This is a genomic window from Streptomyces sp. NPDC005004, assembly GCF_053600675.1.
Map to the genome: position 1 here is coordinate 44,274 of NZ_JBSGAH010000026.1, position 18,989 is coordinate 63,262.

The 18,989-nt window shown below is 68.3% G+C and carries 11 protein-coding genes; 8 read left to right on the plus strand and 3 right to left on the minus strand.

Features of this window, described 5'->3' with window-relative positions:
* Window positions 1-59 precede the first annotated feature (59 nt).
* From ACWEEU_RS27800 to ACWEEU_RS27810, 3 genes are read left to right on the plus strand one after another with little or no spacing between them, the layout of a single operon-like run.
* Complete coding sequence (locus ACWEEU_RS27800; protein ID WP_451735877.1) at window positions 60-1,091, plus strand: ABC-three component system protein; 1,032 nt, start codon at window positions 60-62, stop codon at window positions 1,089-1,091.
* Entirely contained in the window at window positions 1,088-1,564 is a 477-nt protein-coding gene (locus tag ACWEEU_RS27805) for an ABC-three component system middle component 2 (protein WP_451735880.1), read from the plus strand. Before ACWEEU_RS27800 ends, ACWEEU_RS27805 begins: the two co-directional genes overlap by 4 nt.
* Window positions 1,557-3,419: a hypothetical protein gene (locus tag ACWEEU_RS27810; protein ID WP_451735883.1), complete on the plus strand. Its 1,863-nt coding sequence runs from the start codon at window positions 1,557-1,559 to the stop codon at window positions 3,417-3,419. The genes ACWEEU_RS27805 and ACWEEU_RS27810 overlap by 8 nt, the downstream gene beginning before the upstream one ends.
* 337 nt (window positions 3,420-3,756) lie before the next feature.
* Here the strand turns inward: ACWEEU_RS27810 and ACWEEU_RS27815 are convergent, their stop codons facing one another.
* A complete protein-coding gene (locus tag ACWEEU_RS27815; protein WP_451735886.1) occupies window positions 3,757-4,986 on the minus strand; it encodes a hypothetical protein in 1,230 nt (409 codons plus the stop codon).
* Between the two features lie 98 nt (window positions 4,987-5,084).
* Window positions 5,085-9,266: an NACHT domain-containing protein gene (locus ACWEEU_RS27820; protein ID WP_451735888.1), complete on the minus strand. Its 4,182-nt coding sequence runs from the start codon at window positions 9,264-9,266 to the stop codon at window positions 5,085-5,087.
* A 432-nt stretch (window positions 9,267-9,698) separates the two neighbouring features.
* Between ACWEEU_RS27820 and ACWEEU_RS27825 the strand changes: the two genes are divergently transcribed.
* On the plus strand, window positions 9,699-9,992 hold the full coding sequence (locus ACWEEU_RS27825; RefSeq protein WP_451735891.1) for a hypothetical protein: 294 nt from the start codon (window positions 9,699-9,701) through the stop codon (window positions 9,990-9,992).
* A 42-nt stretch (window positions 9,993-10,034) separates the two neighbouring features.
* Here the strand turns inward: ACWEEU_RS27825 and ACWEEU_RS27830 are convergent, their stop codons facing one another.
* Window positions 10,035-12,254: a DUF262 domain-containing protein gene (locus tag ACWEEU_RS27830; RefSeq protein WP_451735893.1), complete on the minus strand. Its 2,220-nt coding sequence runs from the start codon at window positions 12,252-12,254 to the stop codon at window positions 10,035-10,037.
* 584 nt (window positions 12,255-12,838) lie between these two features.
* Here ACWEEU_RS27830 and ACWEEU_RS27835 point away from each other — a divergent pair.
* From ACWEEU_RS27835 to ACWEEU_RS27850, 4 genes are all read left to right on the plus strand, one after another.
* The gene (locus ACWEEU_RS27835; protein WP_451735896.1) at window positions 12,839-13,597 is read left to right on the plus strand and encodes a TnsA-like heteromeric transposase endonuclease subunit; all 759 of its coding nucleotides are present in this window, start codon (window positions 12,839-12,841) and stop codon (window positions 13,595-13,597) included.
* Window positions 13,594-16,005 carry an integrase gene (locus tag ACWEEU_RS27840; RefSeq protein WP_451735898.1) on the plus strand — a complete coding sequence of 804 codons (2,412 nt, stop codon included), beginning with the start codon at window positions 13,594-13,596 and terminating at the stop codon, window positions 16,003-16,005. Before ACWEEU_RS27835 ends, ACWEEU_RS27840 begins: the two co-directional genes overlap by 4 nt.
* Window positions 16,006-16,059: 54 nt before the next feature.
* Window positions 16,060-17,103, plus strand: a complete 1,044-nt coding sequence (locus ACWEEU_RS27845; RefSeq protein ID WP_451735915.1) for an ATP-binding protein — start codon at window positions 16,060-16,062, stop codon at window positions 17,101-17,103.
* Between the two features lie 709 nt (window positions 17,104-17,812).
* Window positions 17,813-18,892, plus strand: coding sequence for a hypothetical protein (locus tag ACWEEU_RS27850; RefSeq protein WP_451735901.1), 1,080 nt, complete (start codon window positions 17,813-17,815; stop codon window positions 18,890-18,892).
* Window positions 18,893-18,989 lie beyond the last annotated feature (97 nt).

The window sequence follows — 18,989 nt, forward strand, 5'->3', positions numbered from 1 at the left end:
AGCCTCTATTTTCCGAGCTGCCGAAGCCGTCGCAGACCCCAGTGACAGTGGTCTCCCCCATGATGGCCATGCCGCCCGCGCTGACGCCCAAGCAGATCCTGGTGCACCACTCGGCCGACGACTGGGAGGAGTTCATCTACGAGTGGGTGATCGCGCTCAAGGAGGCCGAGTACGTGGACGTGGTACGCATGGGGGGATCCAACGACCGTGGCGCGGACATCGCCGCCTTCCTGACCCAGAGGAAGACCGACGGCCCCTGGCACTGCTTCCAGTGCAAGCACTACGACAAGGCGATCGGAGCGGCCACCGCTTACCCGGAGATCCTCAAGATCCACTCCGCGGTCGCGGAACGGCAGTACCAGGTGCTGCCCGAGCGGTACGTCTTCGTCGCGCCGAAGGTCGGCGCCTCCTTCGTCCAGCTCCTGGCGAAGCCGTCAGCCCTCTGCTCAGGATTCTTCGACTGGGCGAGGAAGAACGCGGAGAAGCTCGCCCAGGAGTACCGCGAGGGCTCTTTGGAGCGGGCCCTGGACCTCGCCCGCCGGTCGGACTTCTCAAGATTCGAGGCCGGCAACCTCGACACGATTCTTAAGCAGCACGCCACCACCCACCACCACGTCAGACGGTTCGGCGCCCCTCTGCCCGACAGGCCGGCCCGCCTCCCGGCCCCCGCCGAGCACGCGCCCGAGGAAGCCCGCTACATCCAGCAGCTCCTCGACGTCTACTACGAGAAGTGGGGCTGCCCTCCCTCTTCACCGGATGCGGCACACGCGCACCCGAAGGCGGGACGGAACCTGCAAAGGCAGCGAGAGGCCTTCTACCGCGCCGAGCAGCTGCGCATCTTCGCGCGGGACAGCGTCCCCCCGGGCACGTTCGAGTCCTTGCAGAACGCCGTGTACAGCGGGGTCGCGGAAGTCGAGGAGGACGACTTCGAAACCGGCTACGAGCGGCTCAAGGCCGTGCTCGCGGCCGCGAGGATCATGGAGCTGGGAACCAACGTGCTGCTGCAGGTGGTGGACCCGGACGACCGCAAGGGCATCTGCCACCAGCTCGCCAACGACGACCGCCTCACGTGGGTCCAGGAGGAGCTGTGAACCCCCTGAACAGCCCTCTCGAGGTCGGCATGCGCACCCTGGTCCTGCTCACGGCGGCGTTCCCCGAGCCGATGGACGTGGCCCGGCTGGTGTACCTGGACCACGTCATGCTGCACAGCGGCGAACTCAACGGCCCACCCAGCCTCCATCCCTCGCTGCCGGCCGGGCCGGGTGAGCTTGCGATGAGGCAGCACCTGGTGGAGCAAGGCCTGCTCGTGCTGATGCGGGCCGGACTGGCCGACGTGGAGCCCACCGCGGACGGCCTGATGTACCGGGCGAGCGAGGAGGGCCCCGGGTTCGTCGACATCCTCGAGGCGCCCTATGTCGGTGCGTTGAGGGACAGGGCGACGTGGGTGATCGCCGCCCAGTCGACACCCGAGCTGGATGTCCGCGCTGCGACACGGGCCATCACCGACCGGTGGGCCCGCGACTTCGACTCACAACTGCCTGCCCCGGGAAGTGACCATGCCTAGCATCCGGCTTCTGCACCTGACTTTCGCCGGCGCCGAACGGGAGAGGGCGCAGGTCGTCTTCGACCCGAAGCTGACCGTGATCTACGGCGCCTCGGACACCGGCAAGTCATTCGTCACCGAGGCCATCGACTACATGCTGGGGGCGCGCAAGCTCAGCCTGATCCCCGAGGCCGAGGGGTACTCGCAGATCCTGCTCGGCCTGGAGCTCCCCGACAGCAGCGTCGTCACCCTCGTCCGGGGCTCCCAGTCCAGCCGGGTCGGCGTCTTCAATACCGACGTGCGGGACCTTGTCTACCGGGCCGCGGACTTCGAGCTGAGCGTCAGCACCAGGGGCTCGAACAACGTCTCCCGCTACCTCCTGGACAGGCTCGGGCTCGAGGGCGCGCTGATCGCGACAAACGACACCGGCGGCACCAAGCCGCTGGGGTTCCGCGACCTGCTCCACCTGTGCCTGGTCAGCGAGACGCGGATGGTGTCCAAGGTGTCGCCGGTCCTGCGCTCCACCGGCACTAGCGGGCAGACAGCCCACAAGTCGGTGCTGAAGCTGCTCCTGACCGGACGCGGCGAACCCGCGGCCGACGCACGGCCCAACGCGGCCCAGCGACGGCTGCAGAAGGGCAAGATCGGACTGCTGGACCAGCTGGTCCTCGACCTGCAGCGTCAGCTCGACCCGCAGGGCGGCAACGAGGCCGAGCTGGCGGAGCAGCTGCGGCGCCTTCTCGGATACCAGGACACCATCGCGTCGTCGCTGCGGGAGATCTCCTCACGGCACGCCGAGGCCGTGGCCCGCAGAGCGGGACTCGCCGTCACACTCGGCCAGTACGATCAGCGCCTGGCAGAGATCGACGACCTGCTCGGGCGCTTCGGGCTGCTGCGGAGCCAGTACGAGTCCGACCTCGCCCGCCTGGCGATGGTCAGTGAAGCGGGCGGACTGCTGGGGTACTTCCGCACGGGCCAGTGCGTGTTCTGCGGCGCAGACCCCGCGCACCAGACTGCGGGGCACGACCTGCAGGAAACGACCGCCCTGCACGCGGCGGTCACGGCCGAGAACACCAAGACCCGTCACCTGCTGTCCGACCTTCACCTGACCATCGACGGTCTGCGGATACAGCGCGAGGAGCTCGCCGGGCAGCGTCAGGACATCGCGGCGCAGAGCGGCCGGGTCGACCGCGAGATCGCACGCATCGAGGAGGAGCTGCGCCCCGTGGAGGGCCAGGCCGCGGAAGCGATGTCGGCCCGCTCCCGGGTCGAGAAGGAGCTCGGGCTGCACCAGCGGATCCAGGAGCTCGAAGAGGTCCGTGCCGGGCTGGTCGCTGAAGGGGCCGTCCCCGGCGGCCGCCCCACAGGCAGCATCCCGGCAGGTACCGTCGCGGCGTTCGACCGCGCCATCGAGCGCACTGTCGAGGCCTGGCAGATCCGTCTGCACGGCGTGTCCTACGACCAGTACAGCGCGGAGCTGTTCGTGGGCGACCGTGCCCGCGCTGGCCACGGCAAGGGAATGCGCGCGGTGCTGCATGCCGCGTTCGCCGTCTCGCTGGCCGACTACTGCCTGGACAAGGAACACCCCCATCCCGGCTTCGTCATCCTCGACTCCCCCCTGGTCACTTACCGCCAGCCCGGCGGTACGCGGCGCACCGACGACGAGAACCTGCCCGACAGCGTCATCGACTACTTCTACCGCGACCTGTTCCACCGCTTCGCCGGGCAGGCGATCGTCGTGGAGAACAGCGACCCGCCCGCCGACATCGCGCGGGACGCACAGGTGTACCTGTTCACCCGCGACCCACAAGACCACCGCTTCGGCTTCTTCCCGGTCGGGGCGGAGACACCGGGCAGCAGTCGGGGCGAGGGCTGAGCAGGGCTCCCCCACCCCGACCGCGCGGGGCAGCCCTGCCGCGCGGCCGGGCGTCCCTCCTTCTGGTCCGAGGCGTTGTGCGCGAGAAAGTTGGCCTCCAGCCAGCCCGGCCTCGTAGGCAGCGCGGCTCGTTGGCCCGGTGCGCGTCCTCGCGGTCACGCGCGGGGTCCGCCTGGAGTGGGCGCACCCACCGGTGCGGGAGCACGGGGCACGGCGGCGCGGGTGGAAGCTGCCGGGGGCAGGCTAGACCTCATGGTGCTTGGGGCGGTTACCTGGATCTCGGGCTCTGGCCGTAGGTAGAGCCACGAGGAGCTCAAACACGGCGCCGTATGGGGCCTTAGTTGCTCGCGTGTGCGAAGAGGTGCCAGGGCTCCCATGTGCACAGTCGCCACTCTCCTGGCCATGGCTCCGGCTTGGGATAGGCCTTGGCATCTTCTCGGATCCATCGGAGGGAGATAGTGGCAGACGGTCCGCTGGCGCGGTGGAGGCGGGCCGTGACTGTGCAGGCGGCGGGCATGTCGTGGGCTACAGCGAGAATGTCGAAGGCGGCCAGAGGGTAGTCCTCGTAGGCCCGGCGGATCTCGCTGCGTATGGCATTACCGTACTTGGCGTGCGCGTCTTGGGTGATGAGATCACTCATGGACCCATAGTTTCGTTGCATCCAGCACGTGAGCATGCTCTCCGAGCCTCGCCGGGCAGGGTGGTTATCGAAGGCATCACTGCCGGGCAAGTACTCGCACGGTGTCCACTGATCGTTGATGCGGTTGATCTTTCCCTGCTCCACAGCAAAGCCAACGAAGTCCTTGACCTGACCCGCCAGCGCGGTCCAGGAGAAGGGCGGCACGGTTTCGTGTTGACGCTCCTTCTCCCGGCTGAAGGCCCAGTCTGTAACGGCGAACAGCCGATTCCATGCCTTAGTGGCCACGATGATGTTGTCGTAGTTCAGGATGCTGCCGTGCACGATGCCGTTGCGGTACAGCTCATAGACGGGTTCGTCCTGGGTGGCGGAGCGGCCTTTGAGGAAAGTTTTGTGGGCATGGGCTAGGCCGCGGTGGTGACCTACAACGCTGTCCCATGCCTGTAGTTCCTCCGACTGCCGGGCGTGTAGGCCCCGGCGTACGCTCTCGAACTCGTTAACGAAGCCGTCCATAACGCTTAGCAGGACGTGGACGCAGGCGTAGTAGCGGCCGGCGGCGTAGTCTTCCTTCGCCTTACCGACCAGTGGGAGTCTGCGGCGCATCGCAGGCAGCTTCCTGAGCGGAAGCAGCATGGCGCTCAGATTCTGGCTGTCGCGATAATGGTTAATGAGCATGGTCTCGGCTCGATCAGCGTCCTGGGCTGCCTCGGCGAGGATGGTCTCGACCGCCGTTAGCGACAGATGGTCGTGGAAGATCCAGTGCTTGTCGCTGAGCAAGTCGTAGAAGGCCTCGACGAGTGCCTCAAGTGTTTGCATCTGTTGTTTCACAGCTTTGACCGTCGCCCTCTGTGACGGAACCATGCGCAACAACGCGAGAGTCTGTTCCGCTTGGCGGAACGACGGCAGATCACGAGCTGATTGGTAAGACACACAGTGATCGTAGGGAGGGGCACTGACATTGACCCAAGGATTTTGCCCGGCTCGCGTATTCGGATGTAAGCGCCCCCACCTCGCCGCTGCTGTCGGGGTCAGGGCAGAGTGCAGTCGAGGGTGAAGGCTGCTACGGGTACGCCTTTGCGTGCCCGCTGCAGGCGGGCTTGATCTTGCTGGTGGAGGTCCACGGACTCGAGGGTGTGGCTGGTCGATGGGCACGCCCGGCGTCTGTCCGGAGACCACCGTTCGCAGTCGAAGTAGCCAGTCAGGAGGATGCCTGCGGTCCGGGGGGTGTGGAGGTAGCGGTCAACGAGCTGTTGCTCCAGCGCCGTAGACAGTGCGCTGTTCCAGCAGCCTTTGCACTCGATCACAACTCTGATGGGGTCGTGGCCGTCTCCCGACGGAGCGGGGACCTCGACTTGGATGTCGGTGCGGCCACCGGCCAGCCCTGGGCGGCTGAGCTGGACTTCACGGTTGACGACTACGCGGGCGCCACCGATGTCCTGCAGTAGGAACGCGGCCACGATGTCGCTGAAGTCTTCCTCCCAGCATGGCCACCACTCGGCTTGGGCCGGGGATGCCTCCGTGCGGTTCCACAGGGCAACGCTGAGGCCATTGGGTCGTCGCAGCACGTTCTGGAAGCGGTCGAGGGACTCCAAGACGAGTGCCAGGAGGTGGCTTTCGTCGGTCACCCAGCGACGTTCTCTGGATTGCTCGGAGAGCGCTCTGAGCTGGGGAGCTGTCAGTGGGACGTGGACGGATCGTGCGGCTGCGACTGCGGTTTCTCGGGCGTGGAGCCGCAGACGCCACAGTCCCGTCTCGGACGCCATGCGGCACAGTTGGTGTGCGGCCTTCGTAGTGCTCTTGGCCTGAATGAGCTGCGGAATGGATCGCAACAACTCACCAAATCGATCGTCATCGGTCCAGCCTGCGCGTAGGGGCGGGTCCAGAACGTCTGTCGCCGTGTAGGAGGCGAAGCAGAGGTACAGCTCGGCGAGAGCTTCCTCGTCCAGGTCGGACAGCTGGTGGGGCTGGGTGAAGTAGATCGGGCGTTCGCCCAACTGTTCGATGCAGGCCTGGGCCAGCCGGGCGTTGTTCAGGCGTTTGGGCACCAGAGGCCACAGGTGGGGCAGGGCCGGGCTGTGCAGCAGTATCTGCACAGCCATGAGCCACCGGGTCAAGGTGGCGGGTGGTGTGCCGGGACGGGAGGGGTCGCAATCGAGAGCGTCACGCAGGCGGGCAGTGCCGCGGGGTTGGTCGGCGAAGGCCAGGGCGCTGGTGATGCTCTGCCAGAGTTCCGGGCCGCGGTCGGGATGGTCGGCCCAGTCAACGAGAGCGTCGATGACGGTCGGTGGTGCGTGGACGCCGAGGGAGTCGGCCAGATCGTATGTGGTGGTGGCGTCCACGTGAGGGGCGTGCAGTACTTCGCCGAGCAGGCGAGTCAGTGCAGGCCCGGCCTGTTCCACGCAGTGGCGCAGGAAGACGTCTTGGACGGCTTGGGAGGAAGGGCTGTAGGCGTGTGTGGTGGCTAGGGCGAGAGCCCAACCGGCCCAGTGAGCGGGGGTGCCCTCAGGGAGTTCGTCGGGGGTCTCGAGTACGGCAAAGGTGCTGAGTTCCGGCATCAGGTGGGGGTTGGCACGCCTGCCGTAAGCGAGCAGTTGCGCCGTCAGCGGGAGCACCGTCGTCAGGACGTGCCGTGCGGCAGATTTGAGTTCCCTGTCGAGGTCGCCTCCGGAGGTCGGGCGGGAGGGCGTGTGGTGCGCCCACAGGAGGAGTGGTTCTGTCAGCAGGGGAGGTGGCTTGCTCCCGTCGCGGGTGCAGCGCATCGCGTCGATGACGGCGCCCCACGCTCGGCGAACGGTTTCGGGGCTGGCGGTGTGGACCGCCGCGAGAGTTTGGCGCAGCCTGGCCTCGCTGTAGATGCGGCTCACTTCGGGAGCGGGTTGGGTGTCCTGTGGGTGCCGCGGTTCGTGGGCTTGGTGCCAGCCTTCGATGAGTTGTCGGAGAGAGGGGTGGGCGCTGGCTGCAGCTTGGACCTGGGCCTGCCGCTGAAGGTCGGCCGGTGGGGGGATGGATACGAGCAGCCTGGTCAGTGTGAGGGGCACGTCAGCTAGTTCGTCCCAGTGCTCCATCCAGTAGTACGCGTCGTCGTACGTGGCGAGGCTGCCGGGTGGAACAGCACGCCACACGCGCAGGAAGTCGCCTTCGCTGCTGCGGGTGAGCAGGTGGAGGGTCAGTGCACGACGCAAGTTGTGCTGGGCGTACAGGGCATCGCCCAAAGCCTTGTACTCGACCTGGCCATCAATGCTGTGCAGCGCGTCCTGATGGCCAGCCAGCGCGAGGAGTGCCTTGGCGATCAAGATCTCGGGAGAAGATATCCCGGGAAGTGGGGAGGTGCCGGCCAGTGTGACCACGCGGCTGATCAAACTGATCGCGAGAATGGTGCTTCGTCGTGGCGGAGACTGTTGCAGCGTGTCGCTGGCCCACTCGAGGGCCTGGCTGGCCTGCTCGGCGGTCAGACGGGCGGGGATGTCCGAGCGCAGCATCGACGCTCGGCCGTAGTAGTCGGGATCCGGATCGAGGGCGAGGTCGAGCACTTCTCGCAGTGATAGATGGCCGGTACGCAGCCGGTACAGGGCGGCTGCCACGACTTCCGGTGAGCTGTCGTGGGCTGCCAGGCGTCTGATCCGGTCCACCGTCTCGACCTCTTCAGACTGGACGTCGGCAACTGCCTGCACGGCCAGAGCGCGCAGCTCCTCGGGCAGATCAGGGGTCTCGGCGACTTGCAGTAGGGCGTCGCTGAGCGCGGGATTGGGGCAACGCCGGGCTATTCCAAGGGCGAGGAGCAGGACGAGCGTGCTGACGCCTGATCGGATGTGTGGCAGCAGTTGATGGAGCAGGCCAGGGTGGTCAAGGCGATGCAGGCCGGTGTGGTCGATGTCGACGGTGTCGTCGTCCTGCGCCAGGCTGAAGAGGGCCTCAACGACGCGTTCCCGATCTTCGGCTGGCCGGGCGGGCAGGTCCGCCAGGAGCAGCACCAATGGGTCATCGCGTAGGAGGTTCTCGAAGAGGGTGCTGTCGCTGCCGCTACGCCAGGCAGCCACCTCACGGTGAGCCGGGTAGATGTGCCGTGCTGCGCCGTCCCCGACCCACAGCAGGCCCGCCTGCGCGCGCGGATCGACCTCATGGGACCGCAGGTAGTGAGCGGCAAGAAATTCCTGGTAACTGCGATGCGTGAAGGTCCATCGCAGCCGTCCTACCGGCTCGAAAAGATGGGACTCGGTCAGTCGGCGCAGTTCGTCGGTCGTGCAGGGAACCTGGCCGTCGAGGAGACCGGGTTCGTGCCCGCCTTCCAATTCCGCCAGGGTCAGCTCCTCGCCGCCGTAGGACCCTGCGGACACGTCGCTCAGTACATTCTGTGCGCCGAACTGCATCGCTGCCGCAACACGGGCAGCAATGGGAAGCAGATGCTCCCCCGTGGGCTGGGCACGCAATTCCCGGATGTCGACCGGGCGGCGGGTCTCGGAACACAGCAGTACACAGGCTTGCTCGTAGGCGTCCGCAGCGGTGGCTGGCAGAGCCTGCTTGGCACGATGATGCTCGAGCAGCTGCAAGAGCGTGACGGGGGTCTTCGACAGATGCGTTAGACCACGCTTGCGCAGCAGCGCGCAGAAGTCGTCCGGGTCCAGGCCGTAGTGCCCGGCAGCAACGGCGACGTCGTGTGTGACGAGCGGGGCCAGCACCATGTGCCGTACTTCGAGGGGCTGCGGCCAGTACTGCGTCAGGGTCTCCTGCAGGGCCTCGGGCCAGCGCCCCGTGCGGCAGTTGAAACGCAGCCTTACCCGGGCTCGCTGCTCGGCGGTGAGTGAGTCGATCCAGTCGGCGATCAGGCTACCCATGGCGGGCAGGACGTTCAGCCCCTCGTCAACGCTGTCGAAAAAGACCCACCACTCGCCCGTTTCGGCAGGTGCGGACGCGTTGGTCATGGCCGTCCTGGCCTGCCCCTCCGTCTGGCATCGCCCCAGGTTCACCCACCATTTCGTGGCCTGCCCCGCCTCAAGGGCCTCGTACTCCTGCGCCAGCGCCACCGACTTGCCCGCGCCTCGCTCCCCGAACAGCGCCAGAACCGGCACGTCCCGCAGTTCCTCCAGCGGCGCGCCGAGTTGGTCATCCAGCACGGAGGAACGGCCCCTGCCCTGCTCGGACGCAGTGCTTCCCAGAGCCACCGTCCGCCGCGTCCAGGGGAAGACCACCCCCGCCAATGCTGCTGTCGTCACGAACCAGAGCCTAGAGGGACCCACCGACATCAACGTGCCCCTGGGCACGGGCAGGTCGTTGATGGTGCGGGGGTGGGACGAACAGCTGAACGCCGTTGCGGGGACGTGACCGAGCTGGGCATGTGCAACGGACTTGTCCGCGCCCTCGAGCCCCACTGAAGTCAACAGCTTCGGGACCCTCTTCGTCTTCTGTGGAGGAGATCAGCTCCTTCGCATGCGGGCAGCGGTGTAGCGAACAACGGTTGCCGGGGAGCGGAAAAAGGTTGGGTCGGGTGGTACCCGTTCCGGGTCGCTCATCCGACGTACCTGGTGAGCGGGTACTGAGGAACGAGTGACGGGCGGAGGGTGCAGGAGATGCTGGTTCCCGAGGGGGTGCTCACCCTCCTCGCCGCGGCCGTCGGGGTCGCGGTACGGGAGTGAAGGCGGGGGCGGTTGGCCCAGGAGAAGCGCATGGAGCGCGAGCAGGAGGTCCTGGCCGAGATGGTGGCGAGCGTCGCCGCCGGGCAGCGAGAGGTGCAGATTCGCCACGCGGAGACCGGCAACTGGTCGCTGACGGGCACCGCGACCCCGCACAGCGCACGGGGCACCGGCCGCCCGTCGCGGGGCGCAGGCCGACGGCCGGGGGCCCGCGGCGCGGCGCGGCGCCGCCACAGGGCGGCGCCGGTGCCGCACGCCCAGGAGTTCCAGGTAAGGGCTGCTGGTCATTCTGCGGACTGCGAAGGCTGAGCTGTAGGCGGCGGTATGGCGCAGCGCGGCCGCGTCCGTCGCCTACAGGGAGCCAGCCGCCGCCGCGCGGTCGCGGACGGTACGCAGGCTGACGCGTGCCCCGTTCTCGTCCTCGATGTGCCATTCACTCATTCCTTGGCAGGTCCTGGTGCCGCGGGCGACGGCTCCGGCCTCATCGACTCTGCCGTAGGGGGTGCCCCCCGTCGCTGCGAGGACGATGCCGCCGTTCGCGTCGATGGTGGCCCAGTGGTCGGTGGAGCGGTAGGTGAGCACGATCCGAGTCCCAGCCTTCAGGACCTGAGCGTCGATCATCCTCGCCACGTCCGTCCGCCGGCCCGAGGCGTTCTTGCGCCGCGGTGCGGCCCGCCGGGGACGTCCGGCCGGCGGTACGGGGCCGCCTGCGTTGGGTGCGGCGACGGCGGCACTAGCCAGGCCCAGCAGCTCGGGCTTCCAGATGTGTTCGAAGAGGCGTAGATAGAGCTCCTGCCGGGTCGCGACGATCGTGGTCATCGTCTCTCTCGCTCCGAAGGCCCGCAGGTGCTTGTCGAGCTGGTGCGTCTTGATGAAGTCGCGCAGCTCGGGGTTGCGGTGGTCGTATTCGGGGGCAAGGACGCCCAACAGGACGTTGCCGCGGGCGTAGAGGCGGGTCTTGTCGTGGAAGGGGAGGTCGTTGATGCTGGAGTTCTCGCGGCCCCTGAGCAGGCCGAGGCCGCCGAGCTGGTTACGGCGGCTGCGGAAGACGACTGGGTCCGGGATGTCGTCGGCCACCCGGTGGTGGTGGTTGGCCCACAGGTGCTCGATGTGGAACTGCTCGCGGTCGAGGTAGGCGAGGATGTCGGAGGGCTTCTTGCATGCCTCGTCGGCGTAGGCGGTGGCGCGGGCGAGCAGGTAGCGGATCTGGTGCGCGTTGTTGCCGCGCAGCCCCAGGGTGACTGCTTCAGGCACGGGGTTGCCATCGCGGCGGGCAAGGTCTCCCAGTGCGGAGGCGACGTCGGCGACGGTGCGGCATCCGCGCAGGAGGGGGACGAGCTCGGTGTGGACCAGGACGTCGGCGTCGGCGGCCTGGACGGGCAGGTCCTGCAGGATCCGCAGGGCGTACCAGCGGTCGATGTAGGAGGCGACGAGGCGGCCCTTGTCCTTGGCGTCGGTGGCCTGGTCCTCAGGGTCGATGGCGGCGAGGACGGCTACGGACTGGATTGCGAGGCCGTTTCGTTCGTTGAAGAAGACCGTCTCCAGGCGGTCACCGTCCTTCTTCAGGGTGCGGGTGGCGGCGAGGACGGGCCGGTACAGGCGGGCCGACTTCAGCAGGTCTTGCACGAACTTGAGGAAGCGGTCGGGGCGTCCCGCGGTCAGGCCGAGGTGGGTGGCGTTGTGGCGCACCCACACGTTGAGGTTGGTGGCGATCTGGCGGCGGTCCTCGTCACGGCCCTCGCGTGCACAGCGGGCGAGGAGGTAGGCCTTGATGAAGCGGGACGCCGCCTGGAGGTCGTCCCGGTCAGTGGACAGTTCCCGCAGCATCTCCTGCCACTGCGTGTTGAGCTGCTCTTCCCCTGCGCCGACGTTGGAGAGCAGGTGGCTCTTGAGCAGGTCGACGGCGGTGAGGCGGGCGCCGCGGTCGTTCATCGTCTCGAACATGCGGTAGCCGTGGTCGGGGCCGCCCGCACGGATGCCGACCAGGACCACTCTCTTCAGCAGCCACTCGGTGAAGTGGTGCAGTGCCTCGGCGTCGAGTTCCTCTACGAGTTGGGACTCGACCTGCTGGCTGCGCGCCCACAGGTTGCGGCGGGAGAGGGAGTCCCCCGCCCCGGTCTCGTACTTTCGTCCTTCGGCGATGGCGCGCAGGACGGGGTCGTGGTCGGCGATGCCGACGCAGAAGTGCTTCCCGTCGGTGGTGATGACCCGGTTCAGCTGATCGACGGTCTGCAGGTCCCCCGATTCCTGGGCCCAGAGCCGGAGCTGCAGGAAGAGCAGGTGCAGGGTGACGAACCTCTGCTGGCCGTCGACGAGAAAGCGGTGGTTCCTCGACGGCTCGTGGTAGACGAAGGGGCCGAGGAAGTACTCCGGCGCTGTGTGCGGGCGGCGCCGGTAGGCCGAGTCCCCGGACCAGTTCCGGAACGAGTCGCACAAGTCCCTGAGCAGGGTGCGGACTTCTTCCTCGCCCCAGGTGTAGTCACGCTGGTAGTAGTCGATCTCGTAGGTCACGTCCCGGAACAGCTCGTTCAGGCTGAACCCCTGAGACCTGATCTCGTCCGCCGCCCCCACGCAACCGCCCCTTCCCTGCCGGGCATATCCCCTCATGATCTCAACACGGGGCCGTGCCGTACAGATAGCGGGAGTGCAGTTGATTGAGGCTGATAACGGCACGGGCTGAAAGCGGTCGCTCTCGGCCCGCGCGCCGAGGCAGGCTCCCCTGCGGGTGCCTCCAAGCCGTCGCCGGACTGCGGGGGGCATGTGGGCATGACCTCTCGGCTTCTTGCCAGTAAGAGGTTGTCATGTTCGGTGAACACCGCCATGTCCTGGAAGTGCCCGCGCTGCTCGACTCCTGGTTGTGGAGCCACAACAGGGCCTTCAGCACGTACGGATCATGCTCGAGGTCACCATGCGTACCGGCGCCGGTGAAGCGGATCCGTGTCAAATCGGGATACAGATGGGATGGTGCCGTGCTGAGCGTCGCACGCCCTCGTCACGTTGCGGCCTCGCATCGGGATGACGGCGTGGGAGCGCCCACAAGACTGTCCGGATCGTGCCGTTCGCCGCTCCGGGGGCGGCGAGCGTTGTGCTAGTGGTCTGGCAGTCCGTGTCGGCGGCGCGCCGCGGCAGTACGACGTAATGCCAGGGAAGGCTCTATGGCACGGAAGTTGCAGGTACTTCATCTCGACGCCGAGGAGGTGCGTCGGACCCTGCCTGCGGACAGGCTGGCCGGAGTGGCACTGGAGGGGCGGGGCGAGGTGTGGAAGCCGTCGCGGCATCCCTCCCAGCGCAGCATCGTCACCTGGTGGTGGGCGGCGACCAACAGGCGGCTGGTGGGCTGCCGCTCGCTGGAGCGGCTGTCGACGGCGATGCTGCTGGACTTCCATCCCGGGGTGGTCGATTTCAGCGCCTGGTCTGCGCAGCTGGTCTGGCGGGAGCGGGGCCGCGAGCGGCGATTGGTGCCGGACTTCTTCGTGCGTACCTCTTCGGGGGCGACGGTGGTCGTGGTCGCCCGGCCCTCGAAGGGACCGGGCGAGCGGTTCGATCGGGAGATGTCCGTGTGGCGGGAGGCGTGCGGGCAAGCGCGCTGGCAGCTGGCGTCGCCGCGGCTGCCGGACAGGACGGCGCTGGTGAATCTGCGGTGGGTGTCGCGGCGGCGGCATCCGCGTTTCGGCGACGCGGAGGTGGAGCCCGCGCTGGCTGCTGCGTTCGCCGAGCCTCGGCCGCTGGCAGAGGGCATCCAGGGATGCGGGGTCCCACGCCTGCTGGCCCTGCCCCGCCTGTACCACATGCTGTGGAACCGGAGGCTAGGCGTGGACTGGGCTGTGCCCCTGGGGCCGGGATCGATCGTGGGGCCGGTGACCGCGATTGAGCGGGCGGCAATGGGCCGCCCGTTCGTGGTGGAGCAGCCGTGAGCGGGCCGGGGCCGGTCCCCGTGGCGGGGCGTGCATCACTGAAGGTGCGGAGCGCGCCGCGCGGGGCGCTGGCGCGCGGGGACGAGGTGCGGTGGCGGCGCGGCCGGTATCTGGTGGTCGGCTTGGACGGGATAGTGGTGCTGCTGGAGCCGGTGGGCGACGGCGGGGTACCTGCTGCGGTGCTGCTGTCGGTGCTGGCGGCGGCGGACGACTTCGCGGTCCTCGACGCGGCCGGACATCCCCTGGTCCAGTCGCAGATGCCCGACTTCACGCAGCTGGAGGGTATCCCTGCCGGTGCGGCGGAGGCGGCACGGCAGTGGCAGCGCGCGGTGATCGAGGTCGACACCGGGCTGCCTCCCGGGGCGCCGCCGGGAGCGCGGCCACGGCCGGCGTTCGACCCGGCGTCGACGACGTTTATCCAGCGGTACCAGGCCAAGGCTGCCGAGATGAGCGCGGTACTGGGCAGACGGGTGTCCTGGCAGACGGTCCAGGCCAAGCGGCTGGCCTACTGCCGGCGGCGCAGTGTGGTCGATCTTGTGGATGGGCGCAGCACCAAGCCGCGGCGGCTGTACGGGGCGACCGACGCGCGAGTGGTGGAGCAGCTTCTGGTGCTGGTGGACCGCCAGCGTCGACGGGTGGACGCGCCGTCGGACGCGCGGAAGCTGTTCAAGTCCCTGCGGCGGGTGATGCGTGCCGCGTATGGGGAGGGGGTGAGGGTCCCGCAGGAGCCAACGTTGTACAAGCTGCTGGGGCGGCTGGGCATCAGCCCCAGGGACTGGGACTCTCCACCCGGTGCTCGTGGAGCGGCGGCGCGGGTGGGGCTGCCGTTCGCGGTGACGAAGGCGACGATGCCGGGCGAGCTGGTCCAGATCGACTCGACCGACCTCGATGTGTGGGTGCTGGGTGACGACGGGCAGCCCGCCCGGGTCGAGCTGACCCTCGCGGTCTGTGTCGCAACCCGCAGCATCATCGCTGCGGTGTTGCGGCCCAAGCAGCCGGGCCGGCGGGGACGGCGGCGCAAGGCCGGCCGGGGCGGTCTGGTGTCGGCGCCGCGCGTGAAAGGGCGGGCGACCAAGGCGGTGGACGCCTGCGAGCTGCTGGCGCAGGCGCTGGTTCCTGCGCCTATGCGGCCCGGGTACGACGCGGCAGTCCACGCGAACATGTCCGACCTGCCCTACGAGGAGTTGGTCGCCGTCGACCCACGGTTCGCGCAGGCGGCTGCCCGGCCGGTGATCATCCCGGACGTGATCGTCATCGACCACGGCACGGTGTTCGCCGGGCGGACGTTCACCGATGCCTGCGAGTACCTGGGTTTCTCGGTGCGGCCGGCCCGCAAGCGCACTGGTAGGGACAAGGGGGTCGTGGAGCGCACCTTCGGGACGGTCAAGTCGAAGTTCAGCCAGCACGTGAACGCTTACACCGGTCGGGATCCGGTGCGGGTGCGGCGGACCGTGAACGGGGAGCGGTTGTGGACGCTGGCCGAGCTCGACGAGCTGCTGCAGCAGTGGATCGCCCTTGAGTGGCAGAACACGCCCCATCCTGAACTCGCCGATCCCTACGACGCGTACATGCCGCACCTGACGCCAAACCAGATGTATGCGGCGTGCGTGGCGGTCGAGGGCTACCTGCCGATCCCGCTGACTCGCGAGGACTACCTCCGGCTGCTGCCGACGGCGTGGGTCGGGGTGAGCGAGCAGGGCATCCGCTTGCACAACCGCACCTACGACCATCCTTCCCGCGATCCGGAGAAGGGTCTGAACCCCTTCCGGCGTACCTCCTCTGACCTGCGGGGCAAGAGGAAGGGCCGATGGGAGGTCCGGTACAGCCCGAACGACCTGTCCCGGGTGTGGCTGCGCAATCACACGTCCAACGAGTGGGTGGAGGCCATCTGGGTGCACAGCCACGTGGTCGGGGCGCCGTTCACGCAGTTCCTGTGGGACATCGCGGTCTCCCAGCATCTGGAACGCGGAGGACGCGTCAGCGAGGAGGAGGCGATCGCCCACGCGCTGGAGGAGTTGCTGGAGCGGGCCGAAAGGGGGCCCGAGCAGGCCCGGCGAGTGCTGGTGCCGGACGGGTACACGCCGCTGCCCGAACCGGCCCCGCCGCGGGAATTCGACCCGTACGCGGAGGGCGATCCCATCGACTGGTCGAAGGTCCCTGGGTCCGACCCGGACGAGGACCCTCTCGGCCTGGACGTCACCGGCTTGTACGGCGGCCCGCAGAACACAGCTGGGCCGGAAATGGACTGGGGGCAGGGTGCGATGGCGCCGGATCCCGCCCTGGATACCTGGGCGCGTGCCGGCGGGGCGGACGACTGCGACGGCGAGGGCTCCGGCACCCCATACCGGCAGATCTTCGCCGAACTCGACCGGGAGCAGGACAGCACCGACCCCCACGGTGGCCTCTGAACCGGCGCGGTGCGGGCGGGCTTCGGTACACGAGGAAAGGAGATCGCTGTGAAGATGGAGCTGACGGTCAAGGAGGAGCGGGCGCTGCGTAATGCGCGTGCGGCCGGGCCGTTGTTGCTGGCGCCTCCGGCGCCATCGTGGCCGGTGGACTCCCACGCGTGGAGGGCGTACGCCCAGTCGTCGTTGCACGCTCCGAACCTGGAGGACTGTGCCCCGGAAGGAACGAGGGTCGGCAGTCTGGACCCGCGACTGCTGTTCCACGGTCATCTGCGCACGGTAACCACGCCCGCCATCGCCAAGGCTCAGCTTCTGGTGGCCGAGCAGGTCCTGGCCAACCAGCAGCGCCTGCACGGCAAGGCTGGGATCATCTTGGACGGCCCGCGCGGAACGGGAAAGAGCACGATCCTGCAGGCGATCGGGGTGCACTGGGAGCGGCGGCTGTCGGAGCTGTACGGCCCAGACGAGAACAGGATCCCGGTCATCATTGTGAATGTGCCGCCGCCGACGCGCGGCAGCATGCGGAACTGGAGCGGCGCGTTCGCCCGCTTCATGGGCCAGGAGCGGGAGAGCGGAGACCCGACCGAGTCTGTGATCAGGGCCATGCGCAACGCTCGGACGCGGCTGGTCCTCATCGACGGCATCGAGCGGCTGCGGACGGCTGCGGACGCGGAGCTGGCTTTCCAGTATCTGGATGTGATCAGCGAGGAGACCGGAGCGACGTTCATCTACTGCGGGCGCGGCGCTCAGTTCATCGTCGACCCGCTCACCCGGGACAACGACACCGGATTGCAGCCCGACGAGCAGTTGCGGGGCGATCACATGGTGCTGCGCACCAGCCGCTTGGGATTCAGCGACGTGGAAAAACTCGTCTTCGCGCGGGTCATCGACCTGTTCGACGCGGAGCTGGTGCTCTACCGGCACCGGCGGCACGATCTGCGGGAGGTGGCCGAGTATCTGCACAAGCGCAGCCGGGGGTACATGCGGTCGCTGTCACAGTTGATCTGCCAGGCGGCGCAGATTGCGATCCGTTCGGGTGAGGAGCGCATCACGCTGGAGGTGGTGGAGAAGGTGTCGCTCGGCCGAGTCGTGGAGTTGTGACCGGCAGGCCGGGTTGGGGCGGCGTCCGGGGCCGGGTGGAGCGGGGCATCGGCGTCGGCCGGAGTCGTCGTGTGGTGTCCGGTGCCGTTCTCGCCGGCCGAGGGCCGGGTGGTCTGCGGGCGGTGAGGGTGGGGTCCCAGACCATGTGCAGTGCTTCGAGTAGGACCTGGTAGTCGGCAAGGGTGTCCCGCTCGATGGCTTCGGCCATACCCAGTTCAACACGGGGCCGAAGATCCCGCGGTGGTCCATGGTGGCGACGGGGCCGCACGCCGAGACGACTGTCATGCGTTTCTCACCGGCTGCCGCTGCGGCCTGGATCGCGGCATATCCGCGACCTGGTGCTCCCGCAACTTCATGGCGGCTCCGTCCCCTTATCTCTGCCGGAGCGCGCCCCCGGCGTCGGATCGCGCGGGAATGTACTGGCTGGGCCTGCCTTACCGCAGGGCGCGTCGAGGAGTTTCAGCCAAAGACGCGGCCGACGCCGGCGAGATGGGGGCCGTCCGACCCACAGGAAGGGGCAGCCGCCAAAAAGGTCCGGGCTTGCCCGTCCCGGGGTGAGAAACAGAGCAGCGCCAGGCAATGGCGTTCGCCCGGTACAAGGGTGACCAGTAGAAAGGGGCACGTGAGAGTGGTTGGTGCGGGAGGCGCTGCGGCCAGCCGGCCGCGGCGGAAGAAGTTCTGGAGTCCAGCACAGCAGCTGGGGCTGTCGGTGCGCTTCATCGGAGGGGAGTCGACCGGCTCCTACACCCGGCGCCTGGCGGATGCCAACGGTATCCCCGAACTGGAGTTCTGGCAGATGTTCGGCACGTCGCTCCGCAAGGACGGCACACCGGGCGATCCGCGTTATGGCGAGGGCTATCTCAATGCGGCCGCGCTGGACCGGCTCGCCGTAATGACGGGCCGATCGGTCGGTGAACTGCGCTTCGCTCTGCCCAACCTGAGCACGGAACGGCTCCTGACCGCGGCGGACGAACCACTGTGGGACTGGCCCTGGGACACTCCCGGCTCCTTTCTGGTGAGGATGTGCGAGGTGTGCGCCCGTATCAAGGGAACGGCGTGGGATTCCTATCTGGCCGCCGACGCTACGTGGCAGGTCTGCAGCGCGCATGGACGGTGGCTGGACAACCGGCGCGAGCCCACAGCCGCGGCCATCTTGCTGTCAGCGGTGCCTGAGGTCGCCGAAGCCCACCGCCTGCGGGTGCGGCTGGAGCGCCGGCTGGGCCCGGGCGGCCAGGCAGTGTTCGCCGACGCATACGCCATCGCATCGTGCTGGTGGAACATCTCTGCGCTCAACGCTCCGGCGTGGCACACCCGCAGACGGGCGCTTGGCAGCGCGGGCCGGGACGAGCTGCGTGTCGCGCCCCTGGTGTTCTACCCGGAGGCGGCACATCTTGCGTACTGCCTGGCCGCGAGGGAGCGGCGACGGCAGCACCGCACCCTTACCGAGGACGCGGACCGGGCGTGGCTGGAGAAGGTGGCGGCGCTGCTGAAGGAGTGGGGCATTCCCGTGCCGGACGGCCTGGCCATGGTCGAGGAGTGGATCGTGCGGCATCCGCCGATGCGTCCGGCATCCGCAGACCGGACCGGGCTTGAGGCGACGGTGACCAAGGCGGAGCGGCTGGCCCGCGGCCCCTACCGGCGTCTGCCCCTGCACGCCCCGCACACCGGCCAGACGGATGCGGAATCAACGTTCGCGGACCGCTCCTGCCTGCCCTGGCGGCTGGGCGACCTGATCACCGCTCAGTTACGCCCCGCACCGCGCGGCTGGTACCTGGGCGGCCGTGCCTGACCCCCCCCCGGGTGGTTCACACCATGTGAGTAACGAAGCCGTAGTAGCCAATCACGTCGCGCAGATGCTTGTGGGTCGCGCGGTGCAGGCGGACGGC

What these genes read in the sequence shown, in the direction of transcription:
- ACWEEU_RS27800 (WP_451735877.1), top strand. Translation starts at nt 60, where the DNA reads ATGATGGCCATGCCGCCCGCGCTGACGCCCAAGCAGATCCTGGTGCAC.
- ACWEEU_RS27810 (WP_451735883.1), top strand. Translation starts at nt 1,557, where the DNA reads ATGCCTAGCATCCGGCTTCTGCACCTGACTTTCGCCGGCGCCGAACGG.
- ACWEEU_RS27835 (WP_451735896.1), top strand. Translation starts at nt 12,839, where the DNA reads ATGGCACGGAAGTTGCAGGTACTTCATCTCGACGCCGAGGAGGTGCGT.
- ACWEEU_RS27845 (WP_451735915.1), top strand. Translation starts at nt 16,060, where the DNA reads ATGGAGCTGACGGTCAAGGAGGAGCGGGCGCTGCGTAATGCGCGTGCG.